We start from the raw sequence: 19,477 nt of genomic DNA on the forward strand, positions 1-19,477 counted from the left end.
GCGCACCTCGAAGTTCCGGTCGTTTGGAGCAGGCCCCGCGATCGTAGAGCCCACCTATGCAACTTACTGAGGCTTTACCTAGTTCCCGTTCCCGGGGCAGAAGGAGGCAGGATGTTGGGCATGCCCAACGTTTCCCCCTCAGGCCCCCCGATGGCCGCGAGCCCACTGACCGTCGCCGTCCTCGAAATCGACGCCTATGCCGCAGGTCTCGGCTGGGACCAGCCGGCCAGGCTGTTCGCCCTGGTCGACACCGCCCGGCTGCGGGCCCACGAGCCGGGCCTCGCCGCCCAGCTCGGCCTCGACGACGCCGCTTCCCCGACCGCCGCCCTGACCCCCGTGGAGCAGGAGGAGCTCCCCGCCGGCACCGCGCTGGACGAGTTCCTCGCCACGATCGCCTGGCCCGACGCCGTGGTCGGCTGTGCCATGACCGTGGAACGGATGATGCTGCCGCCCTCCGCGGAGGCGTCCGTGCCGGACGGTCTGACCGACGCCCAGCTGACCAAGTGGGTCGGCGAGCACCCCGACCGCCAGGAGGTGCGGATGACCGTGGCGGTGCTGCGGGACGGCGCACGGGACTCCGCCGTGCGACTGCGCGAGAAGGACTCCCCCACCGAGGTCCTGACCGGTGCGGGACTGGTCCCGGGGCTGGCCGAGGCACTCGCGGCGACCTTCGAGTCCTGAGCCCGGGCCGGGCCCTGCCCCCTCGGGGCGGGGCCGGCGCCTCAGTCCGTCGAGCAGCTCGGCAGGCCGGCCGTGTCCCCCGCGCGGATCTTCTCCAGTGACTTCGTGGCGTCGTCGAGGGTCTTCACCCGCACCAGGGTGAGGCCGTTCGGGGTGTCGGACGCGGCGGCGGAGCAGTTGTCGTCCGGGGTCAGGAAGTACCGGGCGCCCGCTTCCCGCGCGCCGACCAGCTTCATGTTGATCCCGCCGATGGGGCCGACCTTGCCGTCGTCGTCGATGGTGCCGGTGCCCGCGATGAACTTGCCGCCCGTCAGCTTTCCGGGCGTCAGCTTGTCGATGATGCCCAGCGAGAACATCAGCCCGGCGCTCGGTCCGCCGACGTCGGCGAGCTTGATGTCGATCTCGAACGGGAACGTGTGGTCCGTCCCCGCCTGGATCCCCACGATCGCCCGGTCCTCCGCCGAGGGGTTCGCGGGGTCCTTCGGCGCCTTGCGCGTGGTGAGGGTGACGTCGTGGGAGCCCTTGGGCTCCTTGCCCGCCTTCTCGGCGGCGGCCGCCGCCTTGGCGGGGATGACCGTGAACACGACGTCCTCGCCGGGCTCGTGCTTCGTGACGAGCTTCGCGACGTCCTCCGGCTGCTCGACCGCCGTGCCGTCGACGGCCTTGATCACGTCGCCGGCGTGCAGCACGCCCTCGGCGGCGCTGTCCTTGACGACCGTGGAGACCACGACACGGGAGGTGACGGGGATCTTCAGCTCCTCCAGGGCGGCGACCTTGGCGCTCTCCTGGGACTGGCTGAACTCCTCGGCGTTCTCCTGTGTCGACTCCTCCTCCGTCTTGCCGTCCGGATAGAGGGTGTCGTGGGGCACGACGACGCTGTCGTGGGCCAGCCAGCCGTAGACGGCCTCGACGATGTTCATGTCGTAGTCCGCGCCGGTGACACGGACTGTCGTCATGTTGAGGTTCCCGGACGTCGGGTAGGTCTTGTGCCCGCTGATGTGCAGCACCGGCTCACCGCGTGCGTCGCCGAGCGTGTTCACGGTCGGGCCGGGGGACATCTCCGAGTACGGCACGCGGATCAGCACGCCTGCGCAGAGCAGCGCGATCAGGATGAGCGTGGAGGCGAGCATCGTCGCGGTGCGGCGTGGCATGGAACGACAGTACGGGAACGGCCTGTCAGTGCACCGTCGGGGCCGGTCCGTACGAGGCGGACGGCCGAAGGAGGTCCGGGCGAGGCCGGGGGCACCGGGGATTCGCTCGCGGCGCCGGCTGCGCGGCGGGAAGCGGGTGCGGTGCGGAATTGGCGACTGCGTACGGTCGCGGAGTCTCAGACCGCCTCGGAACCGGAATGCGATTTCTCCATCGCTTCACGGAACCTGGCGTACCCGGCGAGTTCGGTGACATCGCCGGTCGTTCGATTACGGGCTGCCCACCCTCCCCATATCGCCGCGCCGAGAGCGGCTATGAGCGGAATCAACAGCCAAGCGAGTGCTGCCATCACGACCTCCCTACCCCATGAGCGACCGCAACTGACGATCAGAAGATTAACCAGCTGCAGCACCAACGCTCACGGCAGGGGTGCGGTTACGCAAATCGGGGCTGATGCGCCCCGGGACGGTTTGCGCTCAGCAGGCGCCGACCCACTCCTCCGTACCGTCGGAGAAACGCTGGTGCTTCCAGATCGGGACCTCGTGCTTGAGGTCGTCGATGAGCTTGCGGCATGCATCGAAGGCCTCACCCCGATGGGCGCAGGAAACGGCGACGACCACCGCCAGATCGCCGACACCCAGTTCACCCACCCGGTGGACGGCGGCCAGCGCCCGCACCGGGAACTCGGCCACCACCTTTTCGGCCACCCGGCGGAGCTCGTCGGCGGCCGAAGGATGGCACGAATAGCCGAGGGACCCGACGTCCTGACCGTCGTCGTGATTGCGCACGGTGCCGACGAAGAGCGCCATGCCTCCCGCGGCGTCGTCCCCGACCGCGCGGAAGATCTCGTCGACGGAGAGCGGTGTGTCACGGATGTCCAGGAGCCGGATGGGGTCCTGGGCCGCCTGCTCGCCGGGGTGGTCGTGGGTGCGTGCCATGGGGCCATGGTGCCGCACGGCACCGACATCCCGGAATAGCGTTTTCGACCGGCACCGCACCCGCCCTCTTGGAGCCTCCTACCAGGAGGGGGGCCGGGCGGGCCTCGGCCTAGAAACGACGGCGCGCCTTGCGGGCGCGCCGGACCAGCGCGGCCGTCCCGAGCAGCGCGACGGTGGCCCCCGCGGCGCCCGCGGCGGTGGCGTCCTTCCGGCCGAGCCGCCGGCCGGCGACCGTGTGGCGCCCCTCCACCTCCTCCAGGAGGGCCGCCAGGACCTCCTCGTTGGTCCACCGGGGACGCCATCCCGCGTCGTGGAGCCTGCTGACGCTGACCACCCAGGGGTGCATCGTGTAGGCGAGATCGCCCGCCGGTGACGGCGTGAGACCGATCCGGTGCAGCCGGGCCGCGGCGCCGAGGGCGACGGCGGAGGGCAGTTCCATCCGGCGTACACCGGACAGTTCCTCCACCTCCTCCTGCTCGAGCCAGCCGTCGCATCCGACCGCGAACTCTCCCTCGATCTTCTCGAGAGCCGCGTACTCCAGGGCGCTCACCAGGTCGTCGACGTGGCAGAACTGCCAGGCCGGACGCGAGCCGGCGACGACGAGGAGCCTGGGCGACTCGAAGTACCGGGTGAGCGCCGTGTCCGTGCCACCGACCAGGACCGTGGGACGCACGACCGTGACGTTGAGGCCGGGGTGGGCGCGGGGCGCGCGGCGTCCGAGCCGCTCGATCTCCAGCAGGTCGCCGACACCGGTGGCCTCGGCCGTGGCCCGCAGTTCCGCGTCCTCGGCGAGCGGGATGTCGTTGTCGGCCAGGGCGCCGTAGACCATCGCCGAGGTGCACAGCACGACCCGGTGGACCCCGACGGCAGCCGCTGCCGTCAGCACGGTCTGGGTACCGCGCACGTTGTACGCGGTACGGGCGGCGGGGTCGGTCTCCAGGTCGAGGTCGAGAGCCATGTGCACGACGACGTCCGCGCCGCGCAGCTTCTCGGCGATGGCGGGGTCCCGGACGTCCAGGATGTGCCACGTCGCCTCGGAGACGTCGCCCCTGCGCTCGTCTATGGCGATGACCTGCTTGATCTCGTCGGATGCGGCGAGGTGGGCGGTGAGCAGCTCACCGACGCCGGTCGCGGCACCGGTGACCGCGACGACGGGGCCGCGGCTTCGGGAAGAATTTTTCGTGGGCTTGCTTTCGGGCGAGGGGTCGGCCAGGTTTCGCGCTGCGCGAACCTGCGGATCTGGGGAACTCACCGGGCGTCTCCAGCGGTTGTCTTCAGTACGTACCCGAATGACGCGTGCGTACCAGGTGGCGTCCATCCTGCCGCAGGCCGGGAGCCGGCGGAGCACTGAGGCCCCGAGCGGGCTTTGGTGTCTACGCTGGATGGTGATGTCGGGCAGTCGCCGTCGGTTCGAGCCGGCGGCCCTACGAGCCGAGGAAACCCGTGAGTGACACCCCATTCGGATTCGGCCTTCCGCCGGAGGAGCCGGAAGACGGCGACGAGGGCAAGAAGAAGGACCCCACCGGTGGTGGGCAGGGCCCGGGCGGGCCGGCGAACCCGTTCGGCTTCGGGCCCGGCGCGGGCGGGGACAACCCGTTCGCCGCGATGTTCGGCTCGATGAACCCGAACGACCTGGGTGCGGCCTTCCAGCAGCTCGGCCAGATGCTGAGCTACGAGGGCGGCCCGGTGAACTGGGACATGGCCAAGCAGATCGCACGCCAGACGGTGTCGCAGGGCACCACGGACGGCAGCAAGGACGCGAGTGTCGGCCCCGCCGAGCGGTCCTCCGTCGACGAGGCGCTGCGTCTCGCCGACCTCTGGCTGGACGGCGTGACGTCGATGCCCTCGGGCTCCGTCACGACGGTGGCGTGGAGCCGTGCCGAGTGGGTCGAGGCGTCGCTGCCCGCCTGGCAGCAGCTGGTGGACCCGGTCGCCGAGCGTGTCGGCCTGGCCATGGGCGATGTCCTGCCGGAGGAGATGCAGGCCATGGCGGGCCCGCTGATCGGCATGATGCGGTCCATGGGCGGCGCCATGTTCGGCCAGCAGATCGGGCAGGCCGTGGGCGTGCTCGCCGGCGAGGTCGTGGGTTCGACCGACATCGGCCTCCCCCTGGCGCCGGCCGGCAAGGCCGCGCTGCTCCCGCTGAACGTCGAGCGGTTCGGCAAGGACCTGAGCGTGCCGCAGGACGAGGTGCGGCTGTATCTGGCGCTGCGCGAGGCGGCCCACCAGCGGCTCTTCGCACACGTTCCGTGGCTGCGTTCGCATCTCTTCGGCGCGGTGGAGGCCTATGCGCGCGGCATCAAGGTCGACACCAGCAAGCTCGAGGACGTCGTAGGCCAGTTCGACCCGTCGCAGCCCGAGCAGCTGCAGGACGCGCTTCAGCAGGGCATGTTCCAGCCCGAGGACACCCCGGAGCAGAAGGCTTCGCTGGCCCGCCTGGAGACCGCCCTTGCCCTCGTCGAGGGGTGGGTCGACGCGGTGGTGCACGAGGCCGCGAAGTCCCGTCTGACCTCGGCGGACGCGCTGCGCGAGACGATGCGCAGGCGTCGGGCGTCCGGCGGTCCCGCGGAGCAGACCTTCGCCACGCTCATCGGCCTCCAGCTGCGGCCGCGCCGACTGCGGGACGCCTCGCGGCTGTGGGCCTCGCTCACGGACGCCCGGGGCGTCGACGGCCGCGACGGCCTGTGGGAGCACCCGGACATGCTGCCGACCGCCCAGGACCTGGACGACCCGGACGGCTTCGTCCACCACGAGCAGCTGGACTTCTCCGAGCTGGACAAGATGCTCGGCGAGGCTGCCAGGAGTGGCACCCGGAAGCCCGCGGCCGAGGATCGGGACGAGGAGGGATCCGGGGACGGGCCCGAGTCCGGGAACGGGCCCGAGTCCGGGAACGGGCCCGAGTCCGGGAACGACAAGCCGAAGAACGACGGCAAGGACGACGACGGCCGGTGAGCCTGTACGACGACGCGGTTTCGGTCCTGGAGGGCCACGACGGGGGCGACGCGCAGCAGGCCGGGCTGCGCCTGGCCTATCTGGACCATCTGGCCGGGCATCCCGACGGCATGTGGAAGGCGTGCGGAGCCGGGCACCTCACGGCCAGCGCGCTGGTGGTCGACCCGGAGCGCGGAAGGGTGCTGCTCACCCTGCACAGGAAGCTGCGGATGTGGCTGCAGATGGGCGGGCACTGCGAGCCCCAGGACACCACGCTGGCGGCTGCGGCTCTGCGCGAGGCAACGGAGGAGTCGGGGATCGCCGGGCTTTCCCTGCTGCCCGGCGGGCCGGTGCGGCTGGACCGGCATCCCATCCCGGCGCCCTGTCACTGGCACCTCGACGTGCAGTACGCGGCCACGGCCACGGCCGGGGCCGTGGAACAGATCAGCGACGAGTCCCTCGATCTGCGCTGGTTCCCCTACGACGAGGTGGCGGGAGTGGCGGACGCCTCGGTCGTGCGGCTGCTGGAGAGCACCCGGGCACGGCTGGCGCACAGCCTCTAGACACGGACGGGGCGGTCTCCAGCACGGAGACCGCCCCATACGCCCGCGGTGGCGACCGGGCTCAGTTCCAGGCGTTGTTCTGGTTCTGGCCGTGCGCGCCGTGCTGGCCCACACCGAACTGGGCCGCGGCGCCCTGGCCGATCTGGGCGTTCTGCGGGGGCAGCACCTCGCTGGGCTGGACGAGGGCGAAGCCCTGGCCCAGGAAGCTCAGCTCCCAGCCCTCCCCCGTGTTGCCGCGGCGCCGCATGACTCCCGACGAGTGGGTCTGGGCCTGCATCTGCACCCGCAGCCCGCTCGACCAGGCGACGATGGCGTCGGCGTCCGCGTTGACGTACTTGTCGGGCGTCACCTGCATCATCAGGGGCTGGCCGGAGGTCATCAGCGCGACCTTGCCGTTGCCCGAGATGTTCAGCTGGTACTTGCCGGTGCCGGAGATCCCGTACTGGCTGTCCATTGCAATGACCTCGGTGTGCAACGAGGAGTCCAGCGCGAGGACGTACGCGCTGTCGACCGTCATTCCCTCGTGGTCGACGTCGACCACGTGGATGTACTGGGCGAGGTTGGCCAGATAGACCGTGCCCTGGCCCGAGCAGCGCATGAGGTCCAGGCCTTCGCCCGTGGTCCTGCGGGCGCGCGCCTGGCTCTGGGACTGGTACTCCCCGTCGAACTCCATGAGCCCCTGGTAGGCGACCATGGCGCCCTTGCGCGCGAGGACGTCGTCATGACCGGTCAGCGCGACGCGCAGGAGCTGCGGGTTCTGCACGGTGTAGCGGTCCTGCGACTGCTGTTCGGTGTGACTGAAAAGCGGACTCTGCATGATGTGTTCCTCCCCCGCTCAGTTCCGGACCCGCAGGCGGTCCGTACTGTCCTCGCTCGGCTGGACGACGACGATGCCCTGTCCCGAGAAGGCCATCTGGTACGCCTCTCCACTGCCCCGCCCGATGAGCGAGCCCGCCTTGAAACTCCGCTTGCCCTTCACCTTGAGGTTCGGGGACCAGGCGACGAGCGCGTCGGGGTCGACGTACGTCTCGTCCTCGCCCCGGCCGCAGTCGACGACGATGGGCGTGCCGCGCGAGGTGATGGCGACCCACCCCGTGCCCTGGACGCAGACGTTCCACAGGCCCTGGCCGGCGAACTTGGCCAGCCCCTTGACCCGTTCGACACCCCAGGTGAGGTGACTGTCGAAGGCGAGCAGATTGGTGCCGTTGACGGACAGGGAGTCGTTGTCCAGGTTGATGACGACCACGTCGGCGCCGTAGTCGGCGAGGTAGAGCAGCCCGTCGCCGGCGCACTTCATCAGCGGTGTGCCCTCGCCGGTGATCCACTGGGAGGCGATCTGGCGGACGGCCGGCGGGTTGGGTTCGTACTGGATGAAGCCCTCGTAGGCCACCATCGAGCCGGTGCGCGCGTAGAGGTCCTGACCGCCGGCCATGGCGACCTTGAGCATCGTGCGGCCGTGGTTCTCCATGCGGGCCGTGACGGGGGTCGGGGCGAAGCCCGCGAGTTGCTGGTTCATGACGGGCTCCCTCAGACCTCGTAGGGCTGGACGACGATGAAGTTCCCGGGGGCTCCCCGGAACTGGAGGTTCACGGTCTCCCCGCTGTGTCCCGGGTACGCGTTGCGGCGCAGCCGGACCTGGCTGGAGATGATGACCTGGGAGGCGGACGACCACGCCACCACGGCGTTGCAGTCGGCGAAGGTGGTCGGCGTGACGGGCAGGACCACCGGCACACCGTGGGTCTTGACGACGACGGTGCCGGTGCCCTGGAACTGCATGGTGAACAGCGCGCCGCCGGGGATGCCGTGCCCTTCGATCCTGCGGACCTCGTACTGCAGGGACTCGTCGAAGGCGAGGACGTTCTCCGCGGAGACGCAGATGCCGTCACCCTGCAGTTCGATGGGGTGCAGGTGCGCGCCTTCCTCCGCGAGGAAGACCTGGCCCCGGCCGGTGCAGCGCATCAGCTGCATCTCCTGGCCGGTCGCGTTGCCGACCATGCGGCCGGCGAAACCGGCACCCTTGTAACCGAAGTCGACCTTGCCCTGGTACATCACCATGCTGCCCTGACGGGCCAGCACCGGCATGCCACCCATCGTGAGGTCGACGCGGATGAGCTGCTGGTTCTGCGAGGTCCAGCGCTGCCCGGTGGCGGCCTCCTTGTAGGGCTGCAGGGCGGCCTGCAGACCCGCACCGGCGGCGGGAACACCCTGGGGGACGCCGTGCGGCATGCCCGGGGGCTGCTGCCCGAAGGGAACCGGGGGCTGCTGCCCGAAGGGCGGGGCGCCCGGAGGCTGCTGGCCGAACGGCGCCGGAGGCTGCTGGCCGTACGGCGGGGCTGCGGGGGGAGCGCCCTGGCCCGGGATTTGCCCGAACTGCGGCTGCTGGGGCGGCTGCCCGTACGGAGCGGGCGCCTGAGGTGCCGGCGCCATCGGTGCCGCGATCGTGGGCGCGGCGTGCATCGGCTGCTGCTGCGGTGCGGGAGTGGGCGTTGCGGGGGCGCCGAAGGCGGGTGCGGGCTGGGGCGCCTGGGGCGCCGCCGGAGCACCGAAGGCAGGAGGGGCGGAGGCCTGGGAAGGCGGCGCGAAGGCGGGAGGGGCGTCCTGGGACGGTGCGGCCGGAGCTTCCTCTGCGACCTCGCCGCCGAAGTTCTTGAGCAGGGCGTCGAGGCCGCCGTCGAAACCCTGACCGACCGCGGCGAAGCGCCAGACGTCCTTCAGATAGAAGTCACCGAGCATGACCGCGCGCTCGGTGGTGAACTCCGAACCGGTGAAGGCGTACTTCACCACTTCCTCGCCGCCCGCGACGATCCGGATGTATCCGGGGCCCGCCTGCGACATCTGCCCGGCACCGTCGAGAGTCGCGGTGAAGGACAGCTTGTGGATGTTCGCCGGAATGCGGTCGAGGGTGACGCGGAACGATTCGGTGTCACCGGCCTGGGCGCCGAGGAGCTGAATGGACTCCTCCGGCGATTTCGGCTGGTTGAAGAAGATGAAATACCGGTCGTCGGAGAGCTGCTCGTCGGCGTCGAGACCGAAACAGCTGATGTCGAACGTCAGGCCGGGGCCTGCGATCTGCACACCTACGTACAGATCCGTCCCTGACGTGAGATCACTGACCTTGGCCTTGTGGCCGCGTTGGAATTCCCTGGCCATGCGTAACGACCGTCCCCCATCCCGAAGGTGAATGCGTCGCGTCAGGCTAACCGCAAACCACGACAACGGGCCAAGCCGGTACAGACCCGGTACACAACCGGCGAGGTCACTCCTCGCGAGCGGCGGGCAGACGGGGCAGCCGGTCGGCCGCCACGACTCCTTCGAGATACCCACGCGCGCGCTCGGTCCGGGGGTACGCCTCCAGGAGCCGCCAGAATCGCGGTCCGTGCCCCGGAACCAGCAGGTGGGCCAGCTCGTGGAGGAGGACGTAGTCGACGACGTACTCCGGCATGCCCTGCAGGCGGTGCGAGAGCCGGATGCTGCCCTCCGCCGGGGTGCACGAGCCCCAGCGGGTGTTCTGGTTGGTCACCCAGCGCACGGAGGCGGGCCGCGCACGGCCGTCGAGGTACTGACCGGAGAGCCGCTCGGCGCGGTCGGACAGATCGCTGTCGCCGATGACCCGCTTGCTCTCCTGCGCCGCGAGCTTGTCGAGCATCACGCCCACCCAGCGCTGCTCCTCGGCCTCCGACATCCGGGCCGGGATGAGCACGATGGTGCGATCGCCCTCGCGGTACGCGGAGACCGTTCTGCTGCGTCGCGCGCTCCTGCGGACCTCGACCGCACTCGTCACCGCCGCACGGGGCGGCTGGGTGGCTGCGGCGCGGCGCTGCTGGCGTCCGGCGCCGCGCTCGGGGGTCTCCCCGGCGAGGCCGGGAGGGGAGTCGGCGGGCACGGCACGACGTTACCCGCCGGCGGCGGGGGAAGTACCGCCCCTCGACGGTTCAACCTTGATCCACTTCTCTGCTCGCGCCATTTGAACGACTAATACCGCAACCTGTGGATAACTTTGGGCCCGTTTCGCCGTCACGTTGCATTCTGGCAACAGATCCCGACACCGACCTGGGAGAAGTCATGCATCTCATGCTGAAGCCCGCACTCCGCCGGGCCTGGCGTGGACGGAGCACCGTGCAATTCGGCGTGACGCCTGCGCACGCGGTAACGCTGGGGCCGATGGATATCGCCACCGGCAGCTTTCTGGAACTGCTCGACGGAACACGCGGACTTCCTCTGCTGCGCGAGGAGGCCAGGGCCCTGGACCTGTCGGACCGACACGTGGACATTCTGGTGTCACGCCTCACGGAAGCCGGCCTGCTGGACGATCCGGACGCCGGCGGCCCGGAGGCCGACGCCTTACGGCTTCGCGCCGAGGCCGTCGAGCGGCAGCGTCCCGACGCGGCGGCCCTCTCCGTCATCCATCCGGCGCCCGGCAGCGGGCTGCGCAGACTCGCGGCCCGGCGCGCGATGCGGGTCCAGGTGCGCGGTGCGGGCAGGGTGGGCGCGGCCATCGCCGCGGTGCTGTCCGGGTCGGGCGTGGGCCATGTGGAGGTCCTCGACGGGGGCCGCACGGAACCCTGGGACGTGGCGCCGGGCGGACTCCCCGCGTCGTCGGTCGGGGAACGCCGGGACACCGCGGCCCGGCAGCTGGTGCGCAGATCGGCGGTCGGCGGGCCGCCCCCGCGTCCGGGCGGGGCGAGCACGGCTCCGGCATGCGGTGAGCCTGCCCTGTCCCTGATCGTGGTGGCGCCCAGGGACGGCCTCTCCGTCTACGCCCCAGATCCGGAGGTCGCCGCACCGTGGATCGCTTCGGGGACGCCGCATCTCTACGCCGGTGTCATCGAGGCCACGGGAGTGGTCGGTCCGCTGGTGCTGCCCGGAGGCACCGGCTGTGCGGGCTGCCTGGCCCTGAACCGTGCGGAGGCCGACCCGCAGTGGCCGCGGATGCTCGCCCAGTGGAAGTCCGGGCGGCGCACCTGCGTGCAGGCCTGTGACCTGGGGCTGGCCACAGCGGTGGCCGGTCTCGCCGCAGCCCACGCGCTGTCCTTCCTCGACGGAGAACTCCCCGCCGGCACGGGGACACGCTGGGAGGCCGCCATGCCTCTGCTGGACTGGCGGTCGGAGCGGCTGGCGCCGCACCCCGACTGCCCCTGCGGCGCCGCCGGGCACACTGAGGTGGAGCTCACCTCCGCGGCCGCCGCCACGCAGGACACAATGGCCGGGTGACCGCCGCCGACGGAGCGGGGCCGGACGTCACGTGGCAGGGCGATCTGGGAACTGGAGGGGCACATGTCTGATCTTCCCCGGAAGGCGGTCACCCGTACCGCGAAGCTGGCAGCTCTGCCGCTCGGCTTCGCCGGGCGTGCCACCTGGGGCCTGGGCAAGCGGATCGGCGGCAAGTCCGCCGAGATCGTCGCCCGCGAGGTCCAGCAGCGCACGGCGGATCAGCTCTTCAAGGTGCTCGGGGAGTTGAAGGGCGGTGCGATGAAGCTCGGGCAGGCGCTGTCCGTCTTCGAATCCGCGTTGCCCGAAGATGTCGCGGGCCCCTACCGTGCGGCGCTGACGAAACTGCAGGAGGCCGCACCGCCCATGCCGACCCGCACCGTTCACGGGGTACTGGCGGAGCGGTTCGGCGAGGACTGGCGGGAGCTGTTCACCGAATTCGAGGACCAGCCCTCCGCCGCGGCCTCGATCGGACAGGTCCACCGTGCCGTCTGGCACGACGGACGCGATGTCGCCGTGAAGGTCCAGTACCCGGGCGCGGGCGAGGCGTTGCTGTCGGATCTCACCCAGCTCAGCCGCTTCGCACGGCTTCTCGGCCCCTTGGTGCCCGGCATGGACATCAAACCGCTCATCACGGAGCTCCGCGACCGGGTCTCCGAGGAACTGGACTACGAGCTCGAGGCCATGGCCCAGCGTGAGCACGCGGCCGAGTTCGAGGACGATCCGGATGTGGTGATCCCGGGAGTGGTGCATCAGTCGGATCAGGTGCTGGTCACGGAGTGGATCGAGGGGATCCCCCTGTCGGAGGTGATCGCCGACGGCACTGCGCAGCAGCGGGACCGCGCGGGGCAGTTGCTGGCGCGGTTCCTCTTCTCCGGGCCGGCGCGCACGGGTCTGCTCCACGCGGACCCCCACCCCGGCAATTTCCGGCTGCTGCCCCCTGCGGAGCTGCCGGCCGACGGGACGGAGGAGCAGGCCGGAGGCGACGGCATGTGGCGCCTGGGAGTGCTGGACTTCGGCACGGTGGACCGGCTGCCGGGCGGTTTGCCGGGGACCATCGGCGACGCCCTGCGGATGACGCTGGACGGGGACGCCGACGCCGTCTACGCGATGCTTCGCGAGGCGGGGTTCGTCAAGGAGTCGATCGAGCTCGAACCGGACGCCGTACTCGCCTATCTGCTCCCCATCATCGAGCCGGCCCAGGCGGACGAGTTCACCTTCACCCGATCCTGGCTGCGCAGCCAGGCCGCCCGGATCGCCGACCCGCGCTCCCCCGCACACCAGTTGGGCAAGCAGCTGAACCTGCCCCCCTCGTACCTGCTGATACACCGCGTGACCTTGAGCACGATCGGGGTGCTGTGCCAGCTGGGTGCGACCGTCCGGCTGCGGGACGAACTGGAGTCCTGGCTGCCGGGGTTCCTCCCGGAGCGCGAACCGGACGAGGCCGGCGCCGAGGAGCGTACGGCGGAGGGGTACAGCGCCCAGGACGATACGCCGGTAGAGGTGTAGGAGGTCTCGCCTCCTCGCCCGGGGTCACCACCAGGCGGAGTCGAGCCGACTCTCGATCGCCCTGATGTGCCTACGGGCGCAGTCCTCACAGAGGTACCGGTGCCCGCCGTTCTCCACGGAGCAGAGCCAGGTCGCCGGCGGGGCGCCCGACGCCGCGGTGGTGCCGCAACGAGCACACGCCACGTGGCCGCCCACCGGCTCCTCGGGGTGATGAGTCTCCTCGTCCACCTCGCGACGATAACGCCGCGGGCCGGGTCGCGCGCGCCGCAACGCACTGCGGGGCCGGCCTGTTCGGGCCGGCCCCGCGGTTGGGGAGGGTGGCTGCCTGAAGGGCCGAGCGGTGGCCCGGCAGCCGTACTGCTGGAGCCGTCAGTGCATGACGGCCATGGCGAGCGCGCGGCGGGCGCGCATCGAGGCGCGCTCAGCTCGGCGCTGCATCCGCCGGGCGGCTACCAGGCGCGTTGCCTGGCGTCCCTCCTCGGCCTCCCTCAGGCGGTCGTGCATATGCGCACGGGCCAGGGCTTCTGGGATGAGTTGCATTTCGCGGGTCCTGTTCTGACGCGAGTCGTTCGCGCCGATGATGGTGACGTCCGGGGTCGCGGAGCCGACGGGCTCCCGCGTGGTGGTGGTCATTGGTGCCTGATTCCGGGGGTCATGGGTCTGGGGACGGTCGATGGTTCCGATGCGCTTCGTTCGTGTGGGGGACATGACCCCCAGGCCGGGGGTCACGCCGCGACCGGGTTCTTGCGGGGACGGCCACGCGGACGCTTCCGGGCGACGACGACGCCCTGCACGAAGAGCTCGCCACCCCAGACGCCCCACGGCTCGCGCCGCTCCTTGGCCCCCGCGAGGCAGGCCTCGACCAGAGGGCAGGTCCGGCAGAGGGACTTCGCGTACTCGACGTCCGCGGGGGACTCGGCGAAGAACACCTCCGGGTCGTAGGAACGACAGGGAACGGGTACGCCGAGGTTCTCGATGGCGTCGTCGAGCGCGGTGAGCGCGGTGAGGGGGATCAAGGTGGAGTCCTCCGTGAGGCCGGGCGGGGAGATCGTGTCGGAAGGCGGTACGGACGGGGCGTGCGTCTCGAGTTGCACGGTGGCGTTGTCCTCGTCTGGTCGTGCCGGCCTGTTGGCCGGTTGGCGGCTGGTACCAGGTCCTGCTGTCCCGAGGCTCCTTCGTCTCGTCTCATCCGTTCGGACAAAACAAAAGGGCCGCGGATCCCGAGTGGGGTTCCGCGGCCCTGAAGGCGCCGGCCTGATTCTCAATCAGGCTGGATCACTCCAGGGTTCAGGCCCACGGAAGGCCCACATCGTGTGGTGCTGCGTCGTCTGCTTCTTGGCTCCGGCACCGGCTGCGGCTGCCGCAAAGGCATAGGCCGAGGCCTGTCCCTTCGCTACTGCTGCTTCCAGTGCCTCGGTCGGTCGCTCATTGCGCTCCCGCACGGGCAGGCTCGCCAGGGGCAGCTGGCGGACGGCGGGAACGCCGGACACACGGGTGCCACCGAGGGAGAGCTCTGAAGAGCGGGTGAGGCCGAGCGAGCAGGTGGAGACGACCGACGGATCGGTCATTTTGATGGTGTTGATGATGCTGATCACGACAATCGCCTCCTCTCGGCGTCTCAAGGGACCGGCCGGGACCGGTCCTGCGGTATTCGGATAAGTACAGCACGGAGTCAGGGCTTCAGAGAAGTCGCTGTTCCCGTGGTTAAGAACCTATGGTGCTTGCTGCTGCGGGCGCAAACTATTTTTTCGACGAGTTTTTCTCACACCTCGCCGTCGCCCTCCGCCTGCTCATGCCGCGCTGTCCGACCTGCGCAGATGGCGAGGACATCGGCCCCGAACCTGGTCAGCTTCCGGTTCCCGACACCGGCGATGACGACGAGCTCACGCTCGCTGTCCGGTGCCGCCTCCGCGATGGCCATCAGCGTCTTGTCGGTGAAGACGCAGTAGGCGGGCTGACTGATCTCCTTCGCCCGGTCCGCGCGCCACTCACGCAGCCGCTCGTAGAGCCCCTCGTCCATGTCCGAGGGACAGTCCTCGCAGCGCATCAGTTTCATCTCACCGGCTTCGGTGAGCGTCCTGCCGCACACCCTGCATCGCACCGGGCCCCTCCTGGCGGGCCGGGCGGGCGTCTCGGCACCGGCACCTGCCGTACCCGTACGTGAGCCGCGGTCGATGCCACCGCTCCCTCCGGCTCCGCCCCGGGCGCCGACCGCGGCCGAGCCGGGCCGCAGCCCGTTGAGGAAGCGGGTAGCCCTGCGGTTCCCGCGGCCGCCCGGCGAACGGGACAGGGCCCAGGACAGCGACAGGTGGAAGCGGGCCCGGGTGACGCCGACGTACAGCAGCCGGCGTTCCTCCTCGACCTGTTCGTCCGTTTTGGCGTAGGCGATCGGCATCATGCCCTCGGTGAGCCCGACGACGAACGCGGCGTCCCACTCCAGGCCCTTTGCGGAGTGCAGCGAAGCCAGCGTGACGCCCTGCACCGTGGGGGCGTGCTGGGCGGCGGCCCGCTCGTCGAGCTCGGCCACGAGATCCGAGAGCGTCGCGCCCGGCCTGGCCTGTTCGAAGTCCTCCGCCAGCCGCACCAGCGCGGCGAGGGACTCCCAGCGGTCACGCACCGCCCCGGAGCCGGTGGGCGGCTTGGAGGTCCAGCCCTTGGTGGAGAGCACCGCCCGCACCTCGGACGGCAGGTCGTCCGCCCCGTCGAGCAGCGAGTCGTTGCCTCCCGCGCGCGCTGCGCCGCGCAGGGCGACACCCGCCTCCCGCACCTCGGGACGGTCGAAGAAGCGCTCGGCACCGCGCAGCTGGTAGGGCACACCCGCGTCCGCGAGGGCCTGCTCGTAGACCTCGGACTGGGAGTTGACCCTGTACAGCACGGCGATCTCCCCCGCCGGCACCCCGGCGGCGATCAGGTCACGGATCCGTCGTGCGGTGCCCTCGGCCTCAGCGGGCTCGTCCGTGTACTCCGCGTAGACGGGTTCGGGGCCCTTGTCACGCTGCGAGACCAGCTCCAGCCGGTGTTCGGCCGCCTTGCCCCGGGCCTGGCTCAGCAGACCGTTGGCCAGGTGGACGACCTGAGGGGTGGAGCGGTAGTCCCGCACCAGCTTGACCACCGTGGCGTCCGGATGACGGGTGCGGAAGTTCAGCAGGTGGTCGGGGGTGGCACCGGTGAAGGAGTAGATCGTCTGGCCCGCGTCGCCGACGACGCAGAGGTCGTCCCGGTCACCGAGCCAGAGGTCCAGGAGCCGCTGCTGGAGGGGACTGACGTCCTGGTACTCGTCGACGACGAAGTGCTGGTACTGCCGGCGCACATGATCGGCGATGTCGTGCCGGTCCTGGAGGATGCCGACCGTGAGCAGCAGCACGTCCTCGAAGTCGATCACCGAGCGGTCGCGCTTCAGCTGCTCGTACATCGCGTAGATCTGCGAGAGCTCGGCCGGGTCGCGCGGCGCGTCCCGCTGGGTCTTCGCGACCGCTGCCGGGTAGTCCGCGGGCACCGTCTGGGTGACCTTGGCCCACTCGATCTCGCTGGTGGCGTCCCGCAGCTCGTTGCGGTCGAGCCGGATCCCGCAGCGTGCGGCGGCCTCGGCGACCAGCTGCACCTTGCGCTCCACGAGACGCGGAAGCTCACCACCGACTGCTTTCGGCCAGAAGTACTGCAGCTGGCGCAGGGCCGCGGAGTGGAAGGTCCGGGCCTGCACACCCGTCGCGCCGAGCTGGCGAAGCCGGCCCCGCATCTCGCCCGCCGCCCGGTTGGTGAAGGTGACGGCGAGCACGGTGGTCGGCTGGAGGATCCCGGCACGCACCCCGTAGGCGATGCGGTGCGTGATCGCCCGCGTCTTGCCCGTACCTGCTCCGGCCAGCACGCACACGGGTCCTCCGAGGGCCAGCGCGACCTCGCGCTGCTCCGGGTCGAGCCCGTCCAGCACGGCGTCCGCGGAGTCGGGGACCTGTGGGAAGAGGGTGGAATGCGTTGCTGCTGTCACCCTGCCATGCTGCCAGGTCGCAAGGGACGGCCGCGGCGGTTGTCCACAGGGGGCGTCGATTGTCGTACCGGCTGCGTGGGTGCCGTGCGGATACAGGAAGGGTCCGGGAACGGACCTCGGTCCGGGGCCGGGAATGGCGTTCGGGTCCCGGACGTTCCCTTCATGCGGGACGGGCGCGGGCGCGCCTGTCACGCGCTTTCAACGGGACCTTCCCAGCGGGACACACGAGACAAGGGAGCACCGACGACATGCCGGGCACTGTGACGATGTACAGCACCACGTGGTGCGGCTACTGCCGCCGGCTCAAGGGGCAGATGGATCGCGAGGGCATCGCGTACACCGAGGTCAACATCGAGCACGACCCGGATTCGGCGGCTTTCGTGGAGAAGGCGAATGGCGGGAACCAGACGGTACCGACCGTGCTCTTCCCCGACGGTTCGACGCTGACGAACCCCTCGCTGGCCCAGGTCAAGCAGAAGATCGGCGCCTGACCCGCACGAGGCGCACGACCCCCGACCGGCCCGGCGCCGGTCCGGGGGTCTTCTCATGACATGCCCGTACGACAGCGCCCCGGCGGTAGCGTGACCGGCATGACGACCGGGGACGGGGCGGACGGCGAGGCGCTGGCGGGAGGCATGGCGAACGCGGGGGACGTCTTCCGCCGGGGCGCCCTGGTGGATCGCCCGGCACCGCGCCACGCACCCGCTCTCCATGCCCACCTCCTCGCGCTGAGGGAGCACGGCTTCGACGCCGCTCCGATCCCCGTGGGACCGACCGCCGACGGCCGGGAGCAGCTGACCTTCGTCCCCGGTGACGTGGCCCTGCCGCCGTTCCCGCCGTGGGTGATGACGACGGCCGCCCTCGAATCGGTGGGGGCCCTGCTGCGACGCCTGCACGAGGCCGGTGCGTCCGTCGCTGCCGCACCGGACGTCGAGTGGCCCCGGGACCTCGCCGATCCGGAAGGGGGACCGGTGGTGTGCCACAACGACGTGTGCCCGGAGAACGTCGTCTTCCGCGACGGCCGCGCCGCCGCCCTGATCGACTTCGACCTGGCGGCACCCGGCCGGCCCCTCTGTGACGTCGCCATGGCCGCCCGCTACTGGGTGCCCATGCTCGATACCCTGTCTGCGGCGGCGCTGTACCCGGACGCACCGGACGTGCCCGCGCGGCTGCGGGTCCTGGCCGACGGCTACGGCCTGGCGCCTGCCGAGCGGGCCGAACTGCCCGGCGTGATCGAACAGGCCACGGAGATCTGCCGTGCCTTCGTCGCCCGACGCGTGGCCGACGGCGATCCCGTCTACCGCGAGGCGCTGGCCGACCGTGGCGGATGGCGGCGCTGGGACCGTGTGCAGGCCTGGCTGGCAGCGCACCGCGGGATGTTCGCGGACGCCCTGTCGGACTGACGCGCCCGCCTCTCACCGGCCTGGACGAGTCCGGGGCACGACCGCGGACCCCGCCGAGAGGGCCCCATGCCTGTGTGACCAGGACGGAGGGAAGGTGCTGCCCTCGCCGTCAGCCCGCGCCGTCAGCCCGCTCCGCCCGGCCTCGGGAGCGGCTTGCCGTACCAGAGCTCGATCAGGCGGGCCGCGATCGAGACGCCGAAGGGCGGCAGCACCTCGCCGGAGTCGAAGGCCGCGGTCAGGTCCTCGCGGGAGAACCAGCGGGCCTCCTCGATCTCCTCGCCGTCCACGGTGATCTCCGAGGTCACGGCGCGGGCCATGAAGCCGAGCATCAGGCTGGAGGGGAACGGCCAGGGCTGGCTGGCGATGTACTCGACCTCGCCGATGGTGACCCCCGCCTCCTCGAACACCTCGCGGGCGACGGACTGCTCGATCGACTCCCCCGGCTCCACGAAACCGGCGAGGGTCGAGAACCGGCCCTCGGGCCAGTGCACCTGGCGTCCCAGCAGGGCACGGTCCTGGTCGTCCGTGACCAGCATGATCACGGCGGGGTCGGTGCGCGGGTAGTGCTCCGCACCGCACGCCTGGCAGCGGCGGATGTGCCCGGCGGCCGCGATCACGGTGCGCTCGCCGCAGCGTGAGCAGAAGCGGTGCAGCCGCTGCCAGTTCTCGAGGGCCACCGCGTGCACCATCAGGCCGGCGTCGCGCGGGCCGAGGAGCATCCCGGCCTCGCGCAGCCCGGCCGGCCGGGCGGACTGGTCCATGCGGCCCGGGAGGGAGTCCTTCTGGAGCGCGAAGTAGCGTACGCCGTCCTCGTCGGTGCCGAGGAAGTAGCGGTGGGTCTCGGTGACCGGTGCCTCGAAGGCCGGGGTCATGACGAGCTCGGTGCCGCCTTCGGGGGTGTCGTCGATGAGCGCCTGTCCCCCGGAGACGACGAAGACTCTGGTCGTCGGGTGGCTCCAGGCCGCGGCGAGCCAGGCCTCGTCGAGCCGGTGGTGCGCCGCGCGGTCGATGCCGCTCGGCGCGGTGAGACCGATCGGGCGGTCTGGGCTGGCGTTGTCGAAGGTGCTCACAGGTGCTTCCTACTCCCCCGGGGGTGGATCGGGCGTTCAG

General features: G+C 70.9%; 21 protein-coding genes. 7 read left to right on the top strand and 14 right to left on the bottom strand.

Annotated features, from left to right (window positions below; all coding sequences use genetic code 11):
- Positions 1–111: 111 nt before the first annotated feature.
- Positions 112–681, top strand: a complete 570-nt coding sequence (locus P8A20_RS12115) for a PPA1309 family protein (protein ID WP_261988649.1) — start codon at positions 112–114, stop codon at positions 679–681.
- A 41-nt stretch (positions 682–722) separates the two neighbouring features.
- Here P8A20_RS12115 and P8A20_RS12120 read toward each other — a convergent pair whose 3' ends face one another.
- The 4 genes from P8A20_RS12120 to P8A20_RS12135 form a co-directional block, all read right to left on the bottom strand.
- Positions 723–1,832, bottom strand: a complete 1,110-nt coding sequence (locus P8A20_RS12120; protein ID WP_147959410.1) for a YlbL family protein — start codon at positions 1,830–1,832, stop codon at positions 723–725.
- A gap of 176 nt (positions 1,833–2,008) precedes the next feature.
- Positions 2,009–2,179: a hypothetical protein gene (locus tag P8A20_RS12125; protein ID WP_014048224.1), complete on the bottom strand. Its 171-nt coding sequence runs from the start codon at positions 2,177–2,179 to the stop codon at positions 2,009–2,011.
- A gap of 127 nt (positions 2,180–2,306) precedes the next feature.
- Positions 2,307–2,768 carry a molybdenum cofactor biosynthesis protein MoaE gene (locus P8A20_RS12130; protein ID WP_147959409.1) on the bottom strand — a complete coding sequence of 154 codons (462 nt, stop codon included), beginning with the start codon at positions 2,766–2,768 and terminating at the stop codon, positions 2,307–2,309.
- Positions 2,769–2,877: 109 nt separating this feature from the next.
- Positions 2,878–4,020 carry an SDR family oxidoreductase gene (locus P8A20_RS12135; protein WP_147959408.1) on the bottom strand — a complete coding sequence of 381 codons (1,143 nt, stop codon included), beginning with the start codon at positions 4,018–4,020 and terminating at the stop codon, positions 2,878–2,880.
- Between the two features lie 191 nt (positions 4,021–4,211).
- Here P8A20_RS12135 and P8A20_RS12140 point away from each other — a divergent pair, with 191 nt between their 5' ends.
- Both P8A20_RS12140 and P8A20_RS12145 read left to right on the top strand, forming a co-directional pair.
- Entirely contained in the window at positions 4,212–5,720 is a 1,509-nt protein-coding gene (locus P8A20_RS12140) for a zinc-dependent metalloprotease (RefSeq protein ID WP_306103501.1), read from the top strand.
- On the top strand, positions 5,717–6,262 hold the full coding sequence (locus tag P8A20_RS12145; protein ID WP_147959406.1) for an NUDIX hydrolase: 546 nt from the start codon (positions 5,717–5,719) through the stop codon (positions 6,260–6,262). Before P8A20_RS12140 ends, P8A20_RS12145 begins: the two co-directional genes overlap by 4 nt.
- Before the next feature lie 61 nt (positions 6,263–6,323).
- Here P8A20_RS12145 and P8A20_RS12150 read toward each other — a convergent pair whose 3' ends face one another.
- The 4 genes from P8A20_RS12150 to P8A20_RS12165 all read right to left on the bottom strand — a co-directional run bounded on the left by P8A20_RS12150 (position 6,324) and on the right by P8A20_RS12165 (position 10,145).
- Positions 6,324–7,079: an AIM24 family protein gene (locus P8A20_RS12150; RefSeq protein ID WP_306103502.1), complete on the bottom strand. Its 756-nt coding sequence runs from the start codon at positions 7,077–7,079 to the stop codon at positions 6,324–6,326.
- 18 nt (positions 7,080–7,097) lie between these two features.
- Positions 7,098–7,778, bottom strand: a complete 681-nt coding sequence (locus P8A20_RS12155; protein ID WP_147959404.1) for an AIM24 family protein — start codon at positions 7,776–7,778, stop codon at positions 7,098–7,100.
- A gap of 11 nt (positions 7,779–7,789) precedes the next feature.
- Positions 7,790–9,412, bottom strand: coding sequence for a TerD family protein (locus P8A20_RS12160; protein ID WP_306103503.1), 1,623 nt, complete (start codon positions 9,410–9,412; stop codon positions 7,790–7,792).
- Positions 9,413–9,518: 106 nt separating this feature from the next.
- Entirely contained in the window at positions 9,519–10,145 is a 627-nt protein-coding gene (locus P8A20_RS12165; protein WP_306103504.1) for a M48 metallopeptidase family protein, read from the bottom strand.
- Between the two features lie 179 nt (positions 10,146–10,324).
- On the opposite strand from P8A20_RS12165, the gene P8A20_RS12170 reads away from it, so the two are divergent.
- Together P8A20_RS12170 and P8A20_RS12175 are read left to right on the top strand one after the other, a co-directional pair.
- Positions 10,325–11,473, top strand: a complete 1,149-nt coding sequence (locus P8A20_RS12170; protein ID WP_147959402.1) for a ThiF family adenylyltransferase — start codon at positions 10,325–10,327, stop codon at positions 11,471–11,473.
- Positions 11,474–11,536: 63 nt separating this feature from the next.
- Positions 11,537–12,979, top strand: coding sequence for an ABC1 kinase family protein (locus P8A20_RS12175; protein WP_147959401.1), 1,443 nt, complete (start codon positions 11,537–11,539; stop codon positions 12,977–12,979).
- Positions 12,980–13,003: 24 nt separating this feature from the next.
- Here P8A20_RS12175 and P8A20_RS12180 read toward each other — a convergent pair whose 3' ends face one another.
- The 5 genes from P8A20_RS12180 to P8A20_RS12200 all read right to left on the bottom strand — a co-directional run bounded on the left by P8A20_RS12180 (position 13,004) and on the right by P8A20_RS12200 (position 16,964).
- Positions 13,004–13,207: a hypothetical protein gene (locus P8A20_RS12180; protein ID WP_147959400.1), complete on the bottom strand. Its 204-nt coding sequence runs from the start codon at positions 13,205–13,207 to the stop codon at positions 13,004–13,006.
- A gap of 141 nt (positions 13,208–13,348) precedes the next feature.
- Entirely contained in the window at positions 13,349–13,687 is a 339-nt protein-coding gene (locus tag P8A20_RS12185; RefSeq protein WP_147959399.1) for a putative WhiB-interacting protein, read from the bottom strand.
- A 17-nt stretch (positions 13,688–13,704) separates the two neighbouring features.
- Positions 13,705–14,073 (bottom strand): WhiB family transcriptional regulator, encoded by a 369-nt coding sequence (locus P8A20_RS12190; protein WP_033298139.1) that lies wholly within the window; start codon positions 14,071–14,073, stop codon positions 13,705–13,707.
- A gap of 171 nt (positions 14,074–14,244) precedes the next feature.
- Positions 14,245–14,574 carry a hypothetical protein gene (locus P8A20_RS12195; protein WP_147959398.1) on the bottom strand — a complete coding sequence of 110 codons (330 nt, stop codon included), beginning with the start codon at positions 14,572–14,574 and terminating at the stop codon, positions 14,245–14,247.
- Between the two features lie 167 nt (positions 14,575–14,741).
- Entirely contained in the window at positions 14,742–16,964 is a 2,223-nt protein-coding gene (locus tag P8A20_RS12200) for an ATP-dependent DNA helicase UvrD2 (RefSeq protein ID WP_147959397.1), read from the bottom strand.
- Between the two features lie 248 nt (positions 16,965–17,212).
- On the opposite strand from P8A20_RS12200, the gene P8A20_RS12205 reads away from it, so the two are divergent.
- Together P8A20_RS12205 and P8A20_RS12210 are read left to right on the top strand one after the other, a co-directional pair.
- Positions 17,213–17,455 carry a mycoredoxin gene (locus P8A20_RS12205; protein WP_014154194.1) on the top strand — a complete coding sequence of 81 codons (243 nt, stop codon included), beginning with the start codon at positions 17,213–17,215 and terminating at the stop codon, positions 17,453–17,455.
- Between the two features lie 99 nt (positions 17,456–17,554).
- Positions 17,555–18,367, top strand: a complete 813-nt coding sequence (locus tag P8A20_RS12210) for a phosphotransferase enzyme family protein (protein WP_147959396.1) — start codon at positions 17,555–17,557, stop codon at positions 18,365–18,367.
- A 122-nt stretch (positions 18,368–18,489) separates the two neighbouring features.
- Here the strand turns inward: P8A20_RS12210 and nudC are convergent, their stop codons facing one another.
- Positions 18,490–19,437 (bottom strand): NAD(+) diphosphatase, encoded by a 948-nt coding sequence (gene nudC / locus P8A20_RS12215; RefSeq protein WP_147959395.1) that lies wholly within the window; start codon positions 19,435–19,437, stop codon positions 18,490–18,492.
- Positions 19,438–19,477 lie beyond the last annotated feature (40 nt).

The organism is Streptomyces sp. Alt3 (assembly GCF_030719215.1).
GTDB lineage: Bacteria > Actinomycetota > Actinomycetes > Streptomycetales > Streptomycetaceae > Streptomyces > Streptomyces glycanivorans.